The following is a 15,160-nucleotide window of genomic DNA, read 5'->3' as shown; positions in this document are numbered from 1 at the left end:
TTTTAGCCTGAAAGGTAAAATTAATAGTTCTTACGTTTATTTATTTTTATTCGTTAAAAGTATCTTTATCCAATTATCAGGTAATTGAAAAACGATGTCTACGGAAAAACAAAGTCACGAAGCCCATTCAGGCTGGTACGAAGTACAGTATGCAACCAGAGAGGCGCAGGAAAAAGCAATTGCTGATTGGAAATATGATGCTGAAAATAAAACGATCAACAACTGGATACACAGCCGGTTACTGGCAATGGTAAATCCGTTGGTTACTGAGAAAAAAAGCTGGCTGACAGTGGGTGATGGTTATGGTTTTGACGCTAATTTTTTCTACGAAAAAGGTTTGGATGTAACAGCAACAGATATTTCTGATACTTTTTTACCTCTTTCACAGCGACACGGACTTTTTGAAAAATATTCAGTGGAAAATGCTGAAAACCTAACCTTTGCCGATAATAGCTTTGACTATATATTTTGCAAAGAAGCCTATCATCATTTTCCACGTCCATATATGGCTGTATATGAAATGCTAAGAGTGGCAAAAGAAGGCGTTGTACTCGTTGAACCACATGATCCGATCTCAAAAATGCCTTTATTATTGGCTTTAAGGAATATTCTGGATCGACGGGACACGACATTATTACAGAAATACTGGAAGAACCGCTATTCTTTTGAAGAAGTTGGTAATTACGTTTTTAAATTATCGGAGAGGGAAATTGATAAGCTGGCAAACGGAATCGGATTACCAATGGTCGCTTTTAAAGGAATTAACAATAATTATTATAATGCGGCGGCCGGTCACGAAAAAGCAGATGATTCTTCATCAGCATTTAAAAAGATAAAAAGCAAACTGGCACTGCATAATTTCCTGACACGATTGTCGCTTATGCCGTCGCAGGTTCTTTGCGCGGTCATTTTCAAAAGGACGCCATCTGAACAGGTTATTGAAGCGATGAAAAAGGATGGATTTCAAATTCATGTTTTCCCGGTTAATCCTTATGCGGGGAAGTAAGGTTTTAGTTGCGAATTGAACAGTGGAAAGGATCTCAAATTTGCATGAATATTGTTTGGTCTAAGATCACAATTTGTGACATTAGACTTTTTTAAGCCATATGATATTCCTTAACTTCGTGCTTAAATTTTTTAAGATAATAAAGTTTCAGCGGGAATACCGAAATCCTTAAATAAAGTTTTAATCATCTTTAAAGTAAGTGGTTTTTTTCTGTTCAGGATTTCTGACACACGGCTTTTTGAGCCAAAATAAGGCAGAAGGTCTTTTTGATGCAAACCTCTTTCCTCCATTTGATATTTGATAGCCTCTATCGGATCAAGTGCAGGCATCGGAAATTGCTTTGATTCATAGTCATCAATAACTAACGCGAGTAATTCGAAAATATCACCTTCTGGTGTATCGCGTTTTGCACTCCAGATTTTTTCGAGTTCCTGCAAAGCTGCCTTGTATTCAGTTTCAGTCTTTATGGGTCTAATTTCGAAAGTTTTCATTGTATAAAGTATGGCTAAAATTTTATAGTTTTTGCATCTACTTTGTCATATTCTTTGTGTGTTCCTACAAATTTGACCCAGCAGACATTAAATTCATAATTGAAGGAAACAATTAGCCTGTATTTATTGCGGGCAATATTAAATACTATTCTTTCATTACCAACATAATCAGCACCTTTAAAGTCGGCAATTATTTCTTGTGGAGTATTTTCTGATTTGCTCATTTTATCATACCAACTCAAAAGACCTGTTTTTGAATCGCTATGTGTTGTCCAAAACTCTTGGAGTGTATTTCTGGAAAATATTCTCATATTAGAAGTAAAGATAATTAAAGTTCCAATATTTAGAACTTATGAAGCGTGCTTTTAAATCTGTCAACAAAATCAATTCTTAGTTTCTTTTGTGCGATCCTGTCAAAATTTTCTGATCAGGATTAATATGTATAGTTTTATGTCCTCTTATAAAATTTACAGTAATGTTGTCAGAAGTGGACGCAAGGAAAATTGCAATTATTGGTCTTGGTTATGTTGGATTGCCGTTGGCAGTAGAGTTTAGCCGGAAATATTCGGTATTGGGTTTCGATATTAGTACAGAGCGTATCCAGGAGTTAAAAACGGGATATGACCGTACCCAGGAAATTTCAGAGCAGGATTTGCAGCGTGTTCAAGACCTCGTATTTTCAAGCGATATTCAATCTTTGGCTGCTTATAATACTTATATTGTAACTGTTCCCACGCCGATTGATAATTACAAAAAACCGGATTTAGGCCCGCTTTTAAAGGCAAGCCAAACGATCGGCAGTGTTTTGAAAAAGGGTGATGTAGTGATTTATGAATCTACTGTTTATCCGGGTTGTACGGAGGAAGATTGTGTCCCTGTTCTGGAAAAAGCGAGCGGATTACAGTACAATGTTGATTTCTTTTGCGGCTATTCTCCGGAGCGAATCAATCCGGGTGATAAGATCAATACATTAACCAAAATCAAAAAAGTAACTTCCGGTTCCACACCAGAAGTAGCCATTCTGGTCAATAATTTATACGCTTCCATCATTGAAGCCGGAACACATCTGGCAACATCGATCAAAGTAGCCGAAGCATCCAAAGCAATTGAAAATGCACAGCGCGATGTCAACATATCTTTTGTAAATGAACTTGCCCTGATCTTTGACAGAATGGGGATTGATACAACGGAAGTCCTGGAAGCTGCGGGTACGAAATGGAATTTCCTTAAATATAAACCGGGTCTTGTTGGCGGCCATTGTATTGGAGTAGATCCGTATTATCTGGCTTACAAAGCAGAATCACTGGGTTATTATCCTCAGGTAATACTTTCTGGTCGGCGTGTAAATGATACAATGGGCATTTTTGTTGCTAATAAGTTAGTCAAATTGCTAATCAAAAAAGGACATAAAATAGAAGGAAGCAGGGTTCTGATCTTGGGTATAACATTTAAAGAAAATTGTCCTGATATCAGGAATACGCGTGTTGTAGATGTTTACAAAGAACTGACGGATTTTGGCATGCAGGTGGATGTATATGATCCATGGGCATCACCAGATCAAGTTGATGAAGAATATGGTATTTCATTGATTGACAATCCGGCGGGGAAATATGAGGCTGTGGTGCTTGCAGTTGCGCATCAGTCATTTCAGGAATTGACAATTTCCGATTTTACGTATGAAAAATCAGTTATTTACGATCTGAAATCTACGCTGCCGAAGGATTCTGTTGATTCGCGGTTGTAGGAGAAAGGAAGGTTTCATGCAGAGAACGCTAAGTTTGCTCTATATTCTCTGCGCTTAACCTCTCTTAACATTATATGTCTTCTGTTTTACAACTAAGTTACGGAGACACAAAGGTTCCCTAATTTCTTCTTTGTGTCTTCGAGTCTTCGCGGTAGTTTTGGTTCCTGCCAAGGCAAATTTGCCACAAAGTTATTTTTATCGAAACATAACTCTTTTATTGGGCTACTCTGCGTGAAACCTTTTTTCTGGCGTCACTCCCTCCACCCGAAGATATTCAGCTGCAAATCCATTACATCGTTTCCTCTGTATTGATGATTTACGAATGGACGAAGGCGATGCTGATTTGTATCAATGAAATACCGGAAATTATTCTCTTCAAAAATCCTGATAATGTCTGCTAAACCCTGGGTATTTCCGATATAAGAATGGAATTCGACAAACAGGTTTTTGACGTTTGAAAGGGAATTTCTGCAATCGTCCAGCACTTCTGTTTCTGCTCCTTCAATGTCTATTTTTAAAAAGTCAATCTGCTCTTCTTTTTCCAGATAATCTTTAAGCCTGACGGAATCGATTTTTCTTTTTTTAGCTTTTGAATAAATAGAAGATGAATCTGCCGACTCACTTCCAAACCAGATTCCTTCTTCATCTTTCCATACTGCTTTCGGGATCAGGTCAATATCGGTGATGTTATTCCGTATCAGATTCGAACGAAGCAGTTCTATAATTGCGGGTTCTGCCTCGAACGCCATGATTTTAGCATCAGGATATAACTCCTTGAAATATAGGATACTCATTCCAATATTGCTGCCGCAATCCAGAATAACCGGTTTAGAATTAGATGTTTTGAAAAAGTAGAATTCATCAACAAATATTTCCTTGTATTGCCATAAAAAAGACATTACATCAGGCACTTCCAAATGATATTTTCCAAAACCAACGTGCTTACGGTCATGCCTTATGGAATCACCGTATTTTAAAAGGAGCTTAATAAATTCTCTGTCACGCGGGGTACGTAACGCCTGAAATGGTTCTTTTAGCAAATAGCGCAGCCAGTACATGAAATACAATTATGCATTAATTTTATTGGCGAAGATAGGGCAAAGATTGTAGCCGACCTTAAAATTACTTTTGAATGTGTACTTTTGCAGAAATATCTTCCTATTTTCTGACGCATGCGTGTTTGTTTTGTCATGGCGGGGTTGCCGCATTATTTTACATTGATCCTGAATAAAATGGTTTCCGAGCTAGGAACCGATCTTGTTCTGATCAAACCCAGTCAAAAAAGCAAAGCTGTGGGTGCAGGTGTAAAAGAAGATCATTCTTCCATGCAGTTCAAACTGGTAGAGCTTCCTGAATACACAACCTGGTATGGGAAATCTTTTTTCCAGGACCTCATTCCTGCTCTTAATGAAATTAAGCCGGATATTATTGTCATGTCAGCATGGCCGTATTTTTTGCAATTGGTATTAAATCCTTTTTTTATTCCAGATTAAGAAAAACCGGAGCCAAAATAATCTGCCGTGATATTCCATTTAATATTTCCTATTGGGGCAAAAGCAAGGAATATTATTATTCGGGGCAAAACATTACAGAAGATCTTGGCGCCGATAACAAGAATTGGAAAGGTTATCTTTATTTCTTCATTATTACTTGTTTACGCCGGTTGTATCTGCCTCTTGCTGATGCACATATCAACTATTTTGATGAAGCGCGAAATATTACCGGAAGTTACGGAGTGCCACAGGAAAAGATTTTTATAGCAGCCAATTCGCCCGATACAGACGAATTACTGGCAACGTATGATAGGGTTTTACAACAACCGGATATTTTGCCGCCTAATCCGCAACGGCTGATCCATGTGGGCCGGCTGGTAAAATGGAAGCGCGTTGATATGCTGATCCAGTGTGTTAAAGATCTCGAAAAATTGTTCCCGGATGTTGAACTGGTCGTTGTGGGCTTTGGGCCGGAAGAAGAAAATTTGAAAAAAATAGCCTTGGATTCAGGCGTTTCCAACCGGATCAAATTTGTTGGGGGCGTATACGATTCGCTTACATTAGGCAGATACCTTCATGCATCAACGGTTTATGTTTTGGGCGGAATGGGTGGATTGTCTATTAACGATGCCATGTGTTTTGCCAAACCGGTAATTTGCTCAGTAGCCGACGGAACTGAAAAACGACTGGTACGGGAAGGTTATAATGGGTATTATTTCAAAAATGGAGATCAGGAAAGTATGAATCATGCAGTTGAAAATTTATTGAATAACTCTGAAAGAATAAAATCATTTGGCGAAAATTCATTAAACATTGTTAAAAATGAAGTTAATATACATACCGTACTTCGGGAGTATAATGCTGCATTTCAGTATGTTATAAAGTAATGAGGTTGGTTTCTAAAAATATTGATAATAAAAATGAAAGTTTTAAGTATTGTTGGCGCTCGTCCAAATTTCATGAAAGTGGCTCCGTTACACAGGGCTTTTTCGAAATTTTCTGACATTGAATCCAAAATAGTACATACAGGCCAGCATTACGATGCAAAAATGTCGGATGTATTTTTTAATCAGCTGGAATTGCCAAAGCCGGATTATTTTTTGGGAGTAGGAGGAGGGTCACATACACAGCAAACTGCCAAAATCATGGTGGAATTTGAGCAGGTTATGCTGGCCGAAAAACCTGATATTGTGCTGGTTGTTGGCGATGTAAACTCAACGATTGCTTGTGCCATGGTAGCTGTAAAAGAGCATGTTCCTGTTGTGCATGTCGAGGCAGGATTAAGAAGTAATGACCGCGGGATGCCGGAGGAAATTAACCGGATCATGACAGACTGTATTTCAGATCATTTGTTTGTAACAGAACAGGCCGGAATGGCCAATCTAAAACGAGAAAGTATTCCGGACGAAAAAGTGCATTTTGTAGGTAATGTGATGATCGATTCTTTGGTTTACTACCGCTCAAAAGCTTCGCAGCTTGAATTACTGAAAGAACTTAATCTTGATCGCAAGTCATATGTTTTGGTAACTATGCACCGGCCAAGCAATGTGGATGATGCAGAAGGCCTTAAAAATATTCTGGCTATTGTGAAAGATACATCGGAGCATAAACATGTATTGTTTCCGGTACATCCCCGTACGCTTAAAAATATGGAAACCTTTGGACTTCTGGATGACTTGAAAACATTGTCGAATGTAACCTTACTGGAACCGCAAGGTTATCTGGAGTTTTTATATCTTATGGAAAACGCAGCGCTGATCATTACAGATTCAGGTGGTATTCAGGAGGAAACAACTTATCTGAAGGTGCCCTGTATCACTTTTCGCGCGAGTACTGAGCGGCCGGTCACTGTGGAACTGGGCACCAATTATTTACTAAGTGACCTGAATCCTGAATCGGTGAAGGAACTGGTAAGTGAAATTTTAGGTGGGAAATCAAAGAAAGGGCAGATTCCTCCACTTTGGGATGGCCACGCTGCCGAGAGAATTGTGGAAATCCTGAGAAACAAATACGCTAAATAAGAAGCAATAGTGGGAATAGTTGTAAGGCAGAGTCTTAAAGCGGGGTTGGGCTCCTATATTGGCGTGGGTATTGGCATAGTAAATCAAATGTATGTTTCTACGAAATTCCTTTCGGTGGAACAACTGGCCCTTTCCCGTTTGCTGCTGGAAAACAGTCTTCTTTTTTCTGCATTTGCTCATTTGGGGACGCCTTTTATTGCAGATAAGTTTTTCGGACTTTTCAGGGACGATGAACAGCAACATCGGGGAATTTTGCCGTTTCTACTTTTTTTGCCATTTATTGGTGCGCTTCTTTTTGCTCTTCTATATTTGGTTTTTACTCCTGAAATTAAAAGTTACTTCTCGGAAGAATCTCCGATGATTGTAAAATATCATTTCCTTGTCGTTCCCTGGACGGTTTTCTGGATATATATAACTATACTCGATTCTTACTGCAGGAATAATGCGCGGATAGCTATCCCTAATTTTATACGTGAAGTTTATCTGAAACTTGCCAACGTATTTCTTATTCTGATGTTTGGCTTAGGTTGGTTAAGTTTTGATCTGATGCTGTATCTGATCGTTGCATCTTATGGTTTGGCCATTGTTTTTTTGTTTATCTATATAAAAAAGCTTGGGAAATGGTATTGGCGGTTACCTGATGCTTCATTATTGACCGGTGCACTGTTCAGGCAAATGCTTGCGTATGGCAGTTTTACTATACTCGGAGGAATTGGAGTCAGCCTGGTCATGTTTATTGACAGGTCTATGATTGCGGGAGAACGGGGACTGGTAAGCACCGGGATATTTATTATTGCAGCTTACATTGCCAATGTTATAGAAATACCAAGGAAGGCCATTGCGCAAATATCCATACCACTTTTGACTACCGCACTATTAAACAATGATCGGAAACAGATTCAAAAGATGAATCAAAAGTCTGCATTGAATCAATTGATAGCGGGAGGACTTGTTTTTTTATTGATCTGGGCCAGTATTGACGATATTTTCTTTTTAATTCCAAAAGGTGAAACCTATGGCGAAGGTAAATATGTGGTTCTATTCCTTGCTTTGGTAAAGGTTTTCGATATCGCCACAGGCCTTAATAGTGAGATCATTCTATATTCCAGGTATTTCAAATGGGGAACCTTATTCATTGTAGGTGCTGCTGCTATTAGTGTGCTACTAAATTTATGGCTGATTCCGTTGCATGGTTTTGTAGGAGCTGCTATTGCTACGGCATTGACGACATTATTTTATTCAATTGCCAGAATGACCTTCGTATGGTTAAAGTTTGATGTGATGCCCTTCACCTACCAGACTTTACAGGTTTTCCTGATCTTGTCCATCCTGTATGCTTTAACATTCGTCTCACCACATTATACGCGTACAATTTTCAGCGCCATGGGCATGATCTCGATTCGTTCAACCCTGATCATTTTGTTCTTTGGTTTGGCTATTGTAAGATTGAATGTTTCAGAAGAAATAACCGGATTGGTAACAAGTGTCAGGAGCAGATTTTTGAAATAAGTTATACCAGTTTGAATTTATCAATTCCGGTTTTAAGCTTTCGATTTCCGCTTAGTTCGTTCGCTTATAACAGCTGATTCAATAACCTTACTTTTTTGCCGGTTTTGATCCGCTCTTTTACAAATTCCATATCACGGATATAAATTGTGTTTTCCGGATTGGTAGATTCAATGGGGACAATTTTTCTGTCCTGAGGTGAATAGCTGTTCGGTGTAAATCCAAGCGACAATAACTTGTTATGGATGTAATTCTGACCAAATTCGTACTGATCGGATAGGCCGTTGGTTTCCATAATAATTACTCTCAATTCTGGCCGCTGGAGTGTTTCTGTGGCGCCATTGATCACATTTGCCTCAAAACCTTCCACATCAATCTTTAAAAGATTCGGAGTTTGGTTTAACATCAGTTTGTCCAGGGTGCTAACAGGTACATTTGTTACCGGACCTGAATATTTTCCGTCGGTAACGACATGGTTTATTGCATCCAGGGAGTCCGAGAATACGAGAGTTTCTTCTTTGTCACCTACCCCCAGATTGAAGAGTTCCACTTTCTGTTGTAAATTATTATAATGAATATTTCTTTTCAGGCGGAAAAATGTAGATGGAATTGGTTCAAAAGCCAATGACTTTGCGCCTGCAACCCCCGACGCCAAAACTGAATACACACCGATGTTCGCTCCAATATCTACGAATGTATCTTCCGGACGCAGGTAATGCATCATAAAAAGCATTTCATTGGTATCATACAAACTTGTATATATCTGTAATTCAGCACTCGACATCCCTTTATCAACAACCAGAAAAGTATCTTCAATGAATGGATATACGATCGGATGCTTGTGGAGCCGGATTATAATTCCTCGTTTGAAGAAGGTAAACAGCGCATTTAATTTTCTGTCTTTATTTAAAGGATGATTGAGAATGGTCTTTATGGTCTTTAATTTCATTATTACGACGGATTATATGGTGGCAAAAATATAACATTTAATTTAACATACCTTTTGGTACAACAGGTATTCAGAATGTTAGAAATGAATATCATGACTATTTTCTTTTCAATATGAGTAGATTCTGTATTTAAAAACAAGCTAATATTGTATCGGGATTATTTAAAAAATGACCAGAAAAAATATATAATCAGGATTTTTAAGTTTTTATAATGCTTGCTTTAAAGAATAAAGTTTGGGATGTACTGAATACAGTAGGATTAGGGGCCAGTTTGCAACTTGTAATGACAGGTGCATTAAAGCAATATGGCTGGTTTAGGAGTTATAATTCTAAACAGTCGGTGGATGCTGACGGGAACCCGCTTCCATGGTATACTTATTCCTTTATATTCTTTTTGAAACCTCGCCTGAAACCTCATTTTGAAGTATTTGAGTACGGTTCAGGAAATTCAACACGCTGGTATGCCAGTCAGGTAAAGCATGTAACTGCTGTTGAACATGATACAAACTGGATTAAGCAAATTAGTTCACAATTGCCTTCGAATACCAAAGTAATGGCTCAGCCTGTTGGCAATGATTACATCAATGCTGTTAAAAATGAAGGTAAGCGTTATCATATAGTTGTGGTAGATGGAAGAAATCGAGTAAAATGCACAGCAGCTGCCGTCGATTTTTTAACACCAGACGGGGTATTAATACTGGATAATTCTGAACGCGAATGGTATCAGAATGCAAAAGATCTTATGAAGCAGCGTGGTTTCAGAAAACTTGATTTCCAGGGCTCTTTACCTATTATCAGTACAGAAAGCTGCAGCACTGTATTTTACCGGGACGGGAACTGTCTTGAAATCTGATCATTTCAGATTTTTCTCATACATGGCCTTATAACTTCTTTTACCACCAATATTTTCTTTGAAACGGATCAGGTTTGGTTTTTCATTCCCATGATGATCCAGCGATATGCCCAGGTCGAGTATTGAAATCCCATTTTCCTGACAAAAAATATATACTGCCTCAGTCAGCATAACAGCCGGACTGTAACGACTGTATGAAGGCAAGCTTGCGGACAAAAAATTATAAAGAATAGACTGGTTTATACGAACCGTTACGGTGAGTGCTACGATTGTATCCAGGTCTCTGACTATAAAAACGGTAAACTCATTCGGGAAAGTGGTGAGTAATTGTTCTAGCTGAGAAAATGTTACTGACAGACTGTAATTTTTTTCTGATTTGCAATATGACAAAAAGCTGTAAATAATTTCGGTGGATGGGCCTTTATATATGCTACAATTGAAGCCTGCCATGTTACACTTTTTTAGCCTTCTTTTTTCGGAATTGCGAATTATACTTTCGAAAAAATTTGATGTCACTACAATATGATGATTGGCGTAAATGGTGGTTTTTGTATAATTATCTACACCAAGGCAATTTGAAATTAATACATTTACATTTTCATCGTAACATGACGGCGGGGTTTTTAGGGATATTCTGTTTCCTCCACAGCTTGAAATCCACTGTTCAATGCACTGGATAAAAAATGTAATGTCTTCTGGTACACAACTTTCATCACACTGAATTCCACCAAATGGTGCTTTTGCGGGAGATAGCCAGTTTTTCTCATGATCCGAAACACATTGAAAAATAGCAGTTGCCGCATCCTCAACTTTGCGAAAAAGATAAAAGCAGAATATTGTCGACGGGGACTGTGTAAGCAAATGTTTTGGAGTATGGAAAATATACGGATCAAATTTTAGAGAAAGTTCTACCAGATTGTCAAGTTCATAAAGATAGACTTCCAAGGTTTCGGTGTCCCACCTAAAAACCGGAGTATTAGTTTTATTTTTAATAATTAAAAAAAAATTAACGAATTGTGTGATACAAAGTATAAATAAAAAATTAACTTACGCGAATAAATTCGATTGGCATCGAAATAACGGTGAATTTGACCGTTAGTTAATTAAAATATACTAATTTCATTTTTTTTATGTTAAATACGACGCCTATTGCTATTTTTGTGCAAACAAAATCAATCAAAACCGGATAACTGGAGAAAATTGGTAATTAATCAATAACTTTTTCATAAAAAAAGATAAATGGTTAATTAAAAGTTAATAGTTTAATTTAACTTTGGACATGAGCAATTCCATTCTTATTTGGATCAAAACCCGTACATGAAACACATACTTATTGCCGAAGATCACGTTGTAGTGAGGATTGGAACAAAACATCTCCTTCAATCTCTTATTCCTGATTCCTCAATTTCAGATGTTGATGATTTTGATAAGATAATTAAAGAGCTGGAATTAAAATCATACGATCTTTTAATTCTGGATATTAATATACCGGGTGGTAATACTACCAAAATGGTTGAAACCATACGTTCCAAATCACCAGGAACCAGGATTTTAATGTTTTCCAGCTATGATGAGCAGCTTTATGGTTTGTTATATTTACAAGCTGGTGCTGACGGATACTTGTCAAAGGATGCTCCTGAAGATGAGTTTAAGGCAGCCGTAATGAGCGTTCTGGACAATAAAAAATATATGAGCCAGGATATGCAGCAAATGAATATTAACAGGCTTATCAATCCTAAGGAATATCTTCCGGATCCAATCGTTACACTTTCTCCACGCGAAACAGATGTAATGAACTTGCTGAAAGAAGGGCTTGGAACAGCAAAAATTGCGGAAAAGCTGAATTTGCAATTGTCCACTGTTAGTACTTATAAAGCAAGGATTTTTGAAAAACTTGGCGTTAAAAACATTGTTGAGCTGATCACCAAAATTAAGTAGTAGTCAGTAACATTCATTTTTATATGATAACCCTGTTATTTTACAGGGTTATTTTTTTTGCCTGATCCTTTACACAGTCCATATTTTCGTTCCTGTAAAGCTGTGTTTTCAGTTCGAATCTGAGCATTTCGTAGTAGGTTTGTTCTTTATTTATACCAAATCACCTTTCATGCGAAAACTGCGCGTCGAAGAAATGAATCGCTTATCTGTGGATGAGTTTAAAGATTCAGATAAATTTCCTTATGTAATAGTATTGGACAACATACGGAGCCTCAATAATATAGGTTCTTTTTTTCGTACAGCTGATGCTTTTCGGGCCGAAAAAATGATATTGTGCGGCTATACACAAGAACCCCCGCATCGTGAAATTACAAGAAGCGCATTAGGTGCTGAACTTGCAGTGATATGGGAAAAAGAAGCACTTGCTACTGACGCAGTAAGAAAATTACAAAGTTCGGGGTATAAAGTATTGGCCGTGGAACAAGTGGAAGGAAGTACCTCGCTGGAACATTTTCAACCGCTTCAAAATACGTCTTATGCCTTCGTTTTTGGGAATGAAGTGGAAGGGGTTTCGGAAGAAGTAATGTCATTGGTTGATGGTTGCCTGGAGATTCCTCAGTTTGGCACCAAGCATTCTTTTAACGTTTCAGTTTCAGCGGGAATCATTTTGTGGGAGTTTGTCAGAAATAAGTTAACAGAAATATAACACGAAATATTTGGATGTTATATTAAATAAACTTGTAATTGCAGGTTGATAGTGTGGATATAGCTTTATGTATTCTGAAATAATCTTAACTGACACTAATTCCATCTTTAAATGTATTTAAATAAGAAATTATGAAATCCGCAACAAAAAAATTATCCTCTGAGATCGCCGAAACACTATCCGGAAAAATCGAATCTATCGTAACCGGCTCGAAGAAAATAAAAAGAACGATTGAAAAAGCAGCAGCCAAACTGGCAAAAAAGTAGCCAAATTTGAAAAGGAAACCTTGAAACTGAAGGCCAAAGAAGCAAAAAATGCTGAAAAAAAGGCAAAAGGACAGGGTAAGAAAGAAGGTAAAAAAGACAAGAAAAAATCAGAAAAAATTGCGGCTTTGGTAGCAGCAGCAACATCTAAACCTCCGGTGGCCACGCCTGCAAAGGTTGTTTCAGCGAAACCAGTTGCGGCAAAACCTGTGACGGGCAGAACTGTATCAACTCCAAAAGCAAAACCAGCTCAGCCGGTATCTACTGTGGTTGCAAATCCGGCAGTAACAGGAGATAATAATTAATTTGCCATAACTCATTATTTAGGAATATTTAATTCAACCTCGTTTGGGGTTGAATTTTGTTTTTCAGTACCTGCCATCATTTTGTTACCTGACTGGTACCTTTTCGTATATGTTAACAAAGGACATACTTATTTTACGTCTTGTTATCATTATGGCCAGGATCTGCACATTTATCTTTTTTATAGTTTTAAATTCACCTCTTTTTGGCTATTCACAAGTTTACAATTCAGTTGTAATCAGCGAAATTATGGCGGATCCAACTCCTGTGGTTGGTTTGCCGGATGCGGAATATATTGAATTGCATAACAGAACTTCAAATGTAATTTCCTTAAAAGGATGGAAATTGACTTCCGGCAACCGTTCAATTTTACTTCCGGACTCAACGATTCCTCCTGGCAATTTTAGAATTATTTGCCATCGGAATAACACGGACTTACTATCCGTTTATGGAAAAGTGATTGGACTAAGCTCTTTTTCGCTGACAAACGACGGTATGGCACTCGCACTTTACAATAAGCAAAACCAACTTGTATATTCCATTTCTTACCAAAAAAAATGGTGGGATTCTGATAAAAGGGACGGTGGTTATTCTTTGGAAATGACTGACTTGAACAATCCGTGCGGAGAAGCCGGTAACTGGTCGGTTTCCCCTGGATAAAAAAGGAGGTACGCCAGATGGAAAAAATAGTATTGAAAAGGCTGATACTGACGTGATTCCTCCTCTTGTGACCAGGGTAGATATACTAGGGAATAAAGAATTGGTTGTTGTATTTAATGAAAGAATGGATAGTGTAAATGCTGTATTGGGATCTGTCATTACACTTTCCGGGCGAAACATTATTAAACGGCAATTGGCACTTCCAGTTTTTCATAATCTAATTCTAACCTTGGATTCGCCACTTTTGGAAGGCCGTGAGTACGTGCTGAACATTCGTAATATTTCAGATTGTGCCGGAAATCTTCTGAGAGAATCAAACCATATTTTGGCATTGCCGTCGCAGGCAGACTCTGGTGATATTGTTATTAACGAAATCCTTTTTAATCCCAGAGAAGGCGGAGTCGATTTTGTTGAATTAAATAATAAATCAAGGAAATATATCAGCCTGAACAACTGGGCATTAGGAAACACTAAAAACGGAGAGCCAAATGTTTTTAGCATAATTACTACTGATCAGGTTATTATGCCACCCAATTCCTATCTGGCCCTCACAACTGAACCGTCTGTTGTAAAGGAACAGTATCCTGTTGACCGGCCACAGAATTTTTTGGAAATGGCTTCTTTTCCGGCATATTCAAATGTAGGCGGAGGTGTAATTTTAAGAGACAATAATCTAAGGTTATCCGATAAATTTATTTATTCGGAAGAAATGCATCATGAACTACTTTCGGATGTGAAAGGCGTTTCCCTGGAAAAAACAGATGCTGAAAAGACTTCTGCCGATTTATCAAACTGGCATTCTGCGGCCGCGACTGTTGGTTATGCAACACCGGGATATGCAAATTCTCAAATGTTGACAGATATGCCGGAAGATGTTTTTACCGTTGAACCTGAAGCATTTACTCCGGATAATGATGGCTTGGATGACTATACCATAATCCGTTACAGCCAAAGTGTAACAGGCCGGATTGCTGCCTTACGGATCTATAATATTAGCGGCAGATTAATCAGAAATATGATTGATAACCAGCTGATTGGAACAACCGGAGAAATACGCTGGGATGGAACCGACGATCATGGACAACTTGTTCCAACGGGATATTATCTTTTGCTCGTTGATACTTTCGATACAACTGGTAATAAACAGCAGTTTAAAAAAAGGGTGATAGTGGCAAGGAAGGGCAAGTAAGTTCAGAGTTTTGAGTTAAAAGTCAAGAGTATAGGAA

Annotated in this window: 18 protein-coding genes; 13 read left to right on the top strand and 5 right to left on the bottom strand. The window is 38.0% G+C overall.

Annotation, left to right across the window (positions count from 1 at the left end; genetic code table 11):
• Positions 1-94: 94 nt before the first annotated feature.
• Positions 95-1,006 (top strand): class I SAM-dependent methyltransferase, encoded by a 912-nt coding sequence (locus KZC02_RS10750; RefSeq protein ID WP_221394108.1) that lies wholly within the window; start codon positions 95-97, stop codon positions 1,004-1,006.
• Between the two features lie 131 nt (positions 1,007-1,137).
• On the opposite strand, the gene KZC02_RS10745 is transcribed toward KZC02_RS10750, so the two are convergent.
• Positions 1,138-1,497: a type II toxin-antitoxin system HigA family antitoxin gene (locus KZC02_RS10745; protein WP_221394107.1), complete on the bottom strand. Its 360-nt coding sequence runs from the start codon at positions 1,495-1,497 to the stop codon at positions 1,138-1,140.
• A 14-nt stretch (positions 1,498-1,511) separates the two neighbouring features.
• Positions 1,512-1,808, bottom strand: a complete 297-nt coding sequence (locus KZC02_RS10740) for a type II toxin-antitoxin system HigB family toxin (RefSeq protein WP_221394106.1) — start codon at positions 1,806-1,808, stop codon at positions 1,512-1,514.
• A 164-nt stretch (positions 1,809-1,972) separates the two neighbouring features.
• Between KZC02_RS10740 and KZC02_RS10735 the strand changes: the two genes are divergently transcribed.
• Positions 1,973-3,241 carry a nucleotide sugar dehydrogenase gene (locus KZC02_RS10735; RefSeq protein WP_304488626.1) on the top strand — a complete coding sequence of 423 codons (1,269 nt, stop codon included), beginning with the start codon at positions 1,973-1,975 and terminating at the stop codon, positions 3,239-3,241.
• Between the two features lie 251 nt (positions 3,242-3,492).
• On the opposite strand, the gene KZC02_RS10730 is transcribed toward KZC02_RS10735, so the two are convergent.
• The gene (locus tag KZC02_RS10730; protein WP_221394105.1) at positions 3,493-4,299 is read right to left on the bottom strand and encodes an FkbM family methyltransferase; all 807 of its coding nucleotides are present in this window, start codon (positions 4,297-4,299) and stop codon (positions 3,493-3,495) included.
• 114 nt (positions 4,300-4,413) lie between these two features.
• Between KZC02_RS10730 and KZC02_RS10725 the strand changes: the two genes are divergently transcribed.
• Genes KZC02_RS10725 through KZC02_RS10710 form a run of 4 tightly spaced genes read left to right on the top strand, consistent with a single transcriptional unit; the run spans position 4,414 to position 8,264 of the window.
• Positions 4,414-4,734, top strand: coding sequence for a hypothetical protein (locus KZC02_RS10725; protein WP_221394104.1), 321 nt, complete (start codon positions 4,414-4,416; stop codon positions 4,732-4,734).
• Positions 4,683-5,621 (top strand): glycosyltransferase family 4 protein, encoded by a 939-nt coding sequence (locus tag KZC02_RS10720; RefSeq protein ID WP_221394103.1) that lies wholly within the window; start codon positions 4,683-4,685, stop codon positions 5,619-5,621. The genes KZC02_RS10725 and KZC02_RS10720 overlap by 52 nt, the downstream gene beginning before the upstream one ends.
• 33 nt (positions 5,622-5,654) lie before the next feature.
• On the top strand, positions 5,655-6,755 hold the full coding sequence (gene wecB, locus KZC02_RS10715; RefSeq protein WP_221394102.1) for a non-hydrolyzing UDP-N-acetylglucosamine 2-epimerase: 1,101 nt from the start codon (positions 5,655-5,657) through the stop codon (positions 6,753-6,755).
• Between the two features lie 9 nt (positions 6,756-6,764).
• A complete protein-coding gene (locus KZC02_RS10710) occupies positions 6,765-8,264 on the top strand; it encodes a lipopolysaccharide biosynthesis protein (RefSeq protein ID WP_229254154.1) in 1,500 nt (499 codons plus the stop codon).
• A 64-nt stretch (positions 8,265-8,328) separates the two neighbouring features.
• On the opposite strand, the gene KZC02_RS10705 is transcribed toward KZC02_RS10710, so the two are convergent.
• Positions 8,329-9,210: an FkbM family methyltransferase gene (locus KZC02_RS10705; RefSeq protein ID WP_221394101.1), complete on the bottom strand. Its 882-nt coding sequence runs from the start codon at positions 9,208-9,210 to the stop codon at positions 8,329-8,331.
• Positions 9,211-9,422: 212 nt separating this feature from the next.
• Here KZC02_RS10705 and KZC02_RS10700 point away from each other — a divergent pair, with 212 nt between their 5' ends.
• Complete coding sequence (locus KZC02_RS10700) at positions 9,423-10,064, top strand: FkbM family methyltransferase (protein ID WP_229254152.1); 642 nt, start codon at positions 9,423-9,425, stop codon at positions 10,062-10,064.
• On the opposite strand, the gene KZC02_RS10695 is transcribed toward KZC02_RS10700, so the two are convergent.
• Complete coding sequence (locus tag KZC02_RS10695; protein WP_221394100.1) at positions 10,065-11,009, bottom strand: GNAT family N-acetyltransferase; 945 nt, start codon at positions 11,007-11,009, stop codon at positions 10,065-10,067.
• Between the two features lie 372 nt (positions 11,010-11,381).
• On the opposite strand from KZC02_RS10695, the gene KZC02_RS10690 reads away from it, so the two are divergent.
• From KZC02_RS10690 to KZC02_RS10670, 6 genes are all read left to right on the top strand, one after another.
• Positions 11,382-12,002, top strand: a complete 621-nt coding sequence (locus tag KZC02_RS10690) for a response regulator transcription factor (RefSeq protein WP_221394099.1) — start codon at positions 11,382-11,384, stop codon at positions 12,000-12,002.
• A gap of 169 nt (positions 12,003-12,171) precedes the next feature.
• Entirely contained in the window at positions 12,172-12,708 is a 537-nt protein-coding gene (locus KZC02_RS10685) for a TrmH family RNA methyltransferase (protein ID WP_221394098.1), read from the top strand.
• Between the two features lie 131 nt (positions 12,709-12,839).
• Complete coding sequence (locus tag KZC02_RS32475) at positions 12,840-12,974, top strand: hypothetical protein (protein ID WP_255637381.1); 135 nt, start codon at positions 12,840-12,842, stop codon at positions 12,972-12,974.
• A 20-nt stretch (positions 12,975-12,994) separates the two neighbouring features.
• The gene (locus tag KZC02_RS31700) at positions 12,995-13,276 is read left to right on the top strand and encodes a hypothetical protein (protein WP_229254150.1); all 282 of its coding nucleotides are present in this window, start codon (positions 12,995-12,997) and stop codon (positions 13,274-13,276) included.
• Between the two features lie 109 nt (positions 13,277-13,385).
• On the top strand, positions 13,386-13,934 hold the full coding sequence (locus tag KZC02_RS10675; protein WP_221394097.1) for a lamin tail domain-containing protein: 549 nt from the start codon (positions 13,386-13,388) through the stop codon (positions 13,932-13,934).
• 52 nt (positions 13,935-13,986) lie between these two features.
• Entirely contained in the window at positions 13,987-15,123 is a 1,137-nt protein-coding gene (locus tag KZC02_RS10670) for a lamin tail domain-containing protein (protein WP_221394096.1), read from the top strand.
• Positions 15,124-15,160 lie beyond the last annotated feature (37 nt).

It is taken from the genome of Dyadobacter sp. NIV53, assembly GCF_019711195.1.
In the GTDB taxonomy this organism is placed as follows: Bacteria; Bacteroidota; Bacteroidia; order Cytophagales; family Spirosomataceae; genus Dyadobacter.
This window is presented reverse-complemented; position numbering and strand designations above follow the sequence as displayed.

Bases quoted from the DNA above. Each gene is read 5' to 3' on its own strand.
- KZC02_RS10750 (WP_221394108.1), top strand. From the start codon at position 95: ATGTCTACGGAAAAACAAAGTCACGAAGCCCATTCAGGCTGGTACGAA.
- KZC02_RS10745 (WP_221394107.1), bottom strand. From the start codon at position 1,497: ATGAAAACTTTCGAAATTAGACCCATAAAGACTGAAACTGAATACAAG.
- KZC02_RS10740 (WP_221394106.1), bottom strand. From the start codon at position 1,808: ATGAGAATATTTTCCAGAAATACACTCCAAGAGTTTTGGACAACACAT.
- KZC02_RS10735 (WP_304488626.1), top strand. From the start codon at position 1,973: ATGTTGTCAGAAGTGGACGCAAGGAAAATTGCAATTATTGGTCTTGGT.
- KZC02_RS10730 (WP_221394105.1), bottom strand. From the start codon at position 4,299: ATGTACTGGCTGCGCTATTTGCTAAAAGAACCATTTCAGGCGTTACGT.
- KZC02_RS10725 (WP_221394104.1), top strand. From the start codon at position 4,414: ATGCGTGTTTGTTTTGTCATGGCGGGGTTGCCGCATTATTTTACATTG.
- KZC02_RS10720 (WP_221394103.1), top strand. From the start codon at position 4,683: ATGGCCGTATTTTTTGCAATTGGTATTAAATCCTTTTTTTATTCCAGA.
- wecB (WP_221394102.1), top strand. From the start codon at position 5,655: ATGAAAGTTTTAAGTATTGTTGGCGCTCGTCCAAATTTCATGAAAGTG.
- KZC02_RS10705 (WP_221394101.1), bottom strand. From the start codon at position 9,210: ATGAAATTAAAGACCATAAAGACCATTCTCAATCATCCTTTAAATAAA.
- KZC02_RS10700 (WP_229254152.1), top strand. From the start codon at position 9,423: ATGCTTGCTTTAAAGAATAAAGTTTGGGATGTACTGAATACAGTAGGA.
- KZC02_RS10690 (WP_221394099.1), top strand. From the start codon at position 11,382: ATGAAACACATACTTATTGCCGAAGATCACGTTGTAGTGAGGATTGGA.
- KZC02_RS10685 (WP_221394098.1), top strand. From the start codon at position 12,172: ATGCGAAAACTGCGCGTCGAAGAAATGAATCGCTTATCTGTGGATGAG.
- KZC02_RS32475 (WP_255637381.1), top strand. From the start codon at position 12,840: ATGAAATCCGCAACAAAAAAATTATCCTCTGAGATCGCCGAAACACTA.
- KZC02_RS10675 (WP_221394097.1), top strand. From the start codon at position 13,386: ATGTTAACAAAGGACATACTTATTTTACGTCTTGTTATCATTATGGCC.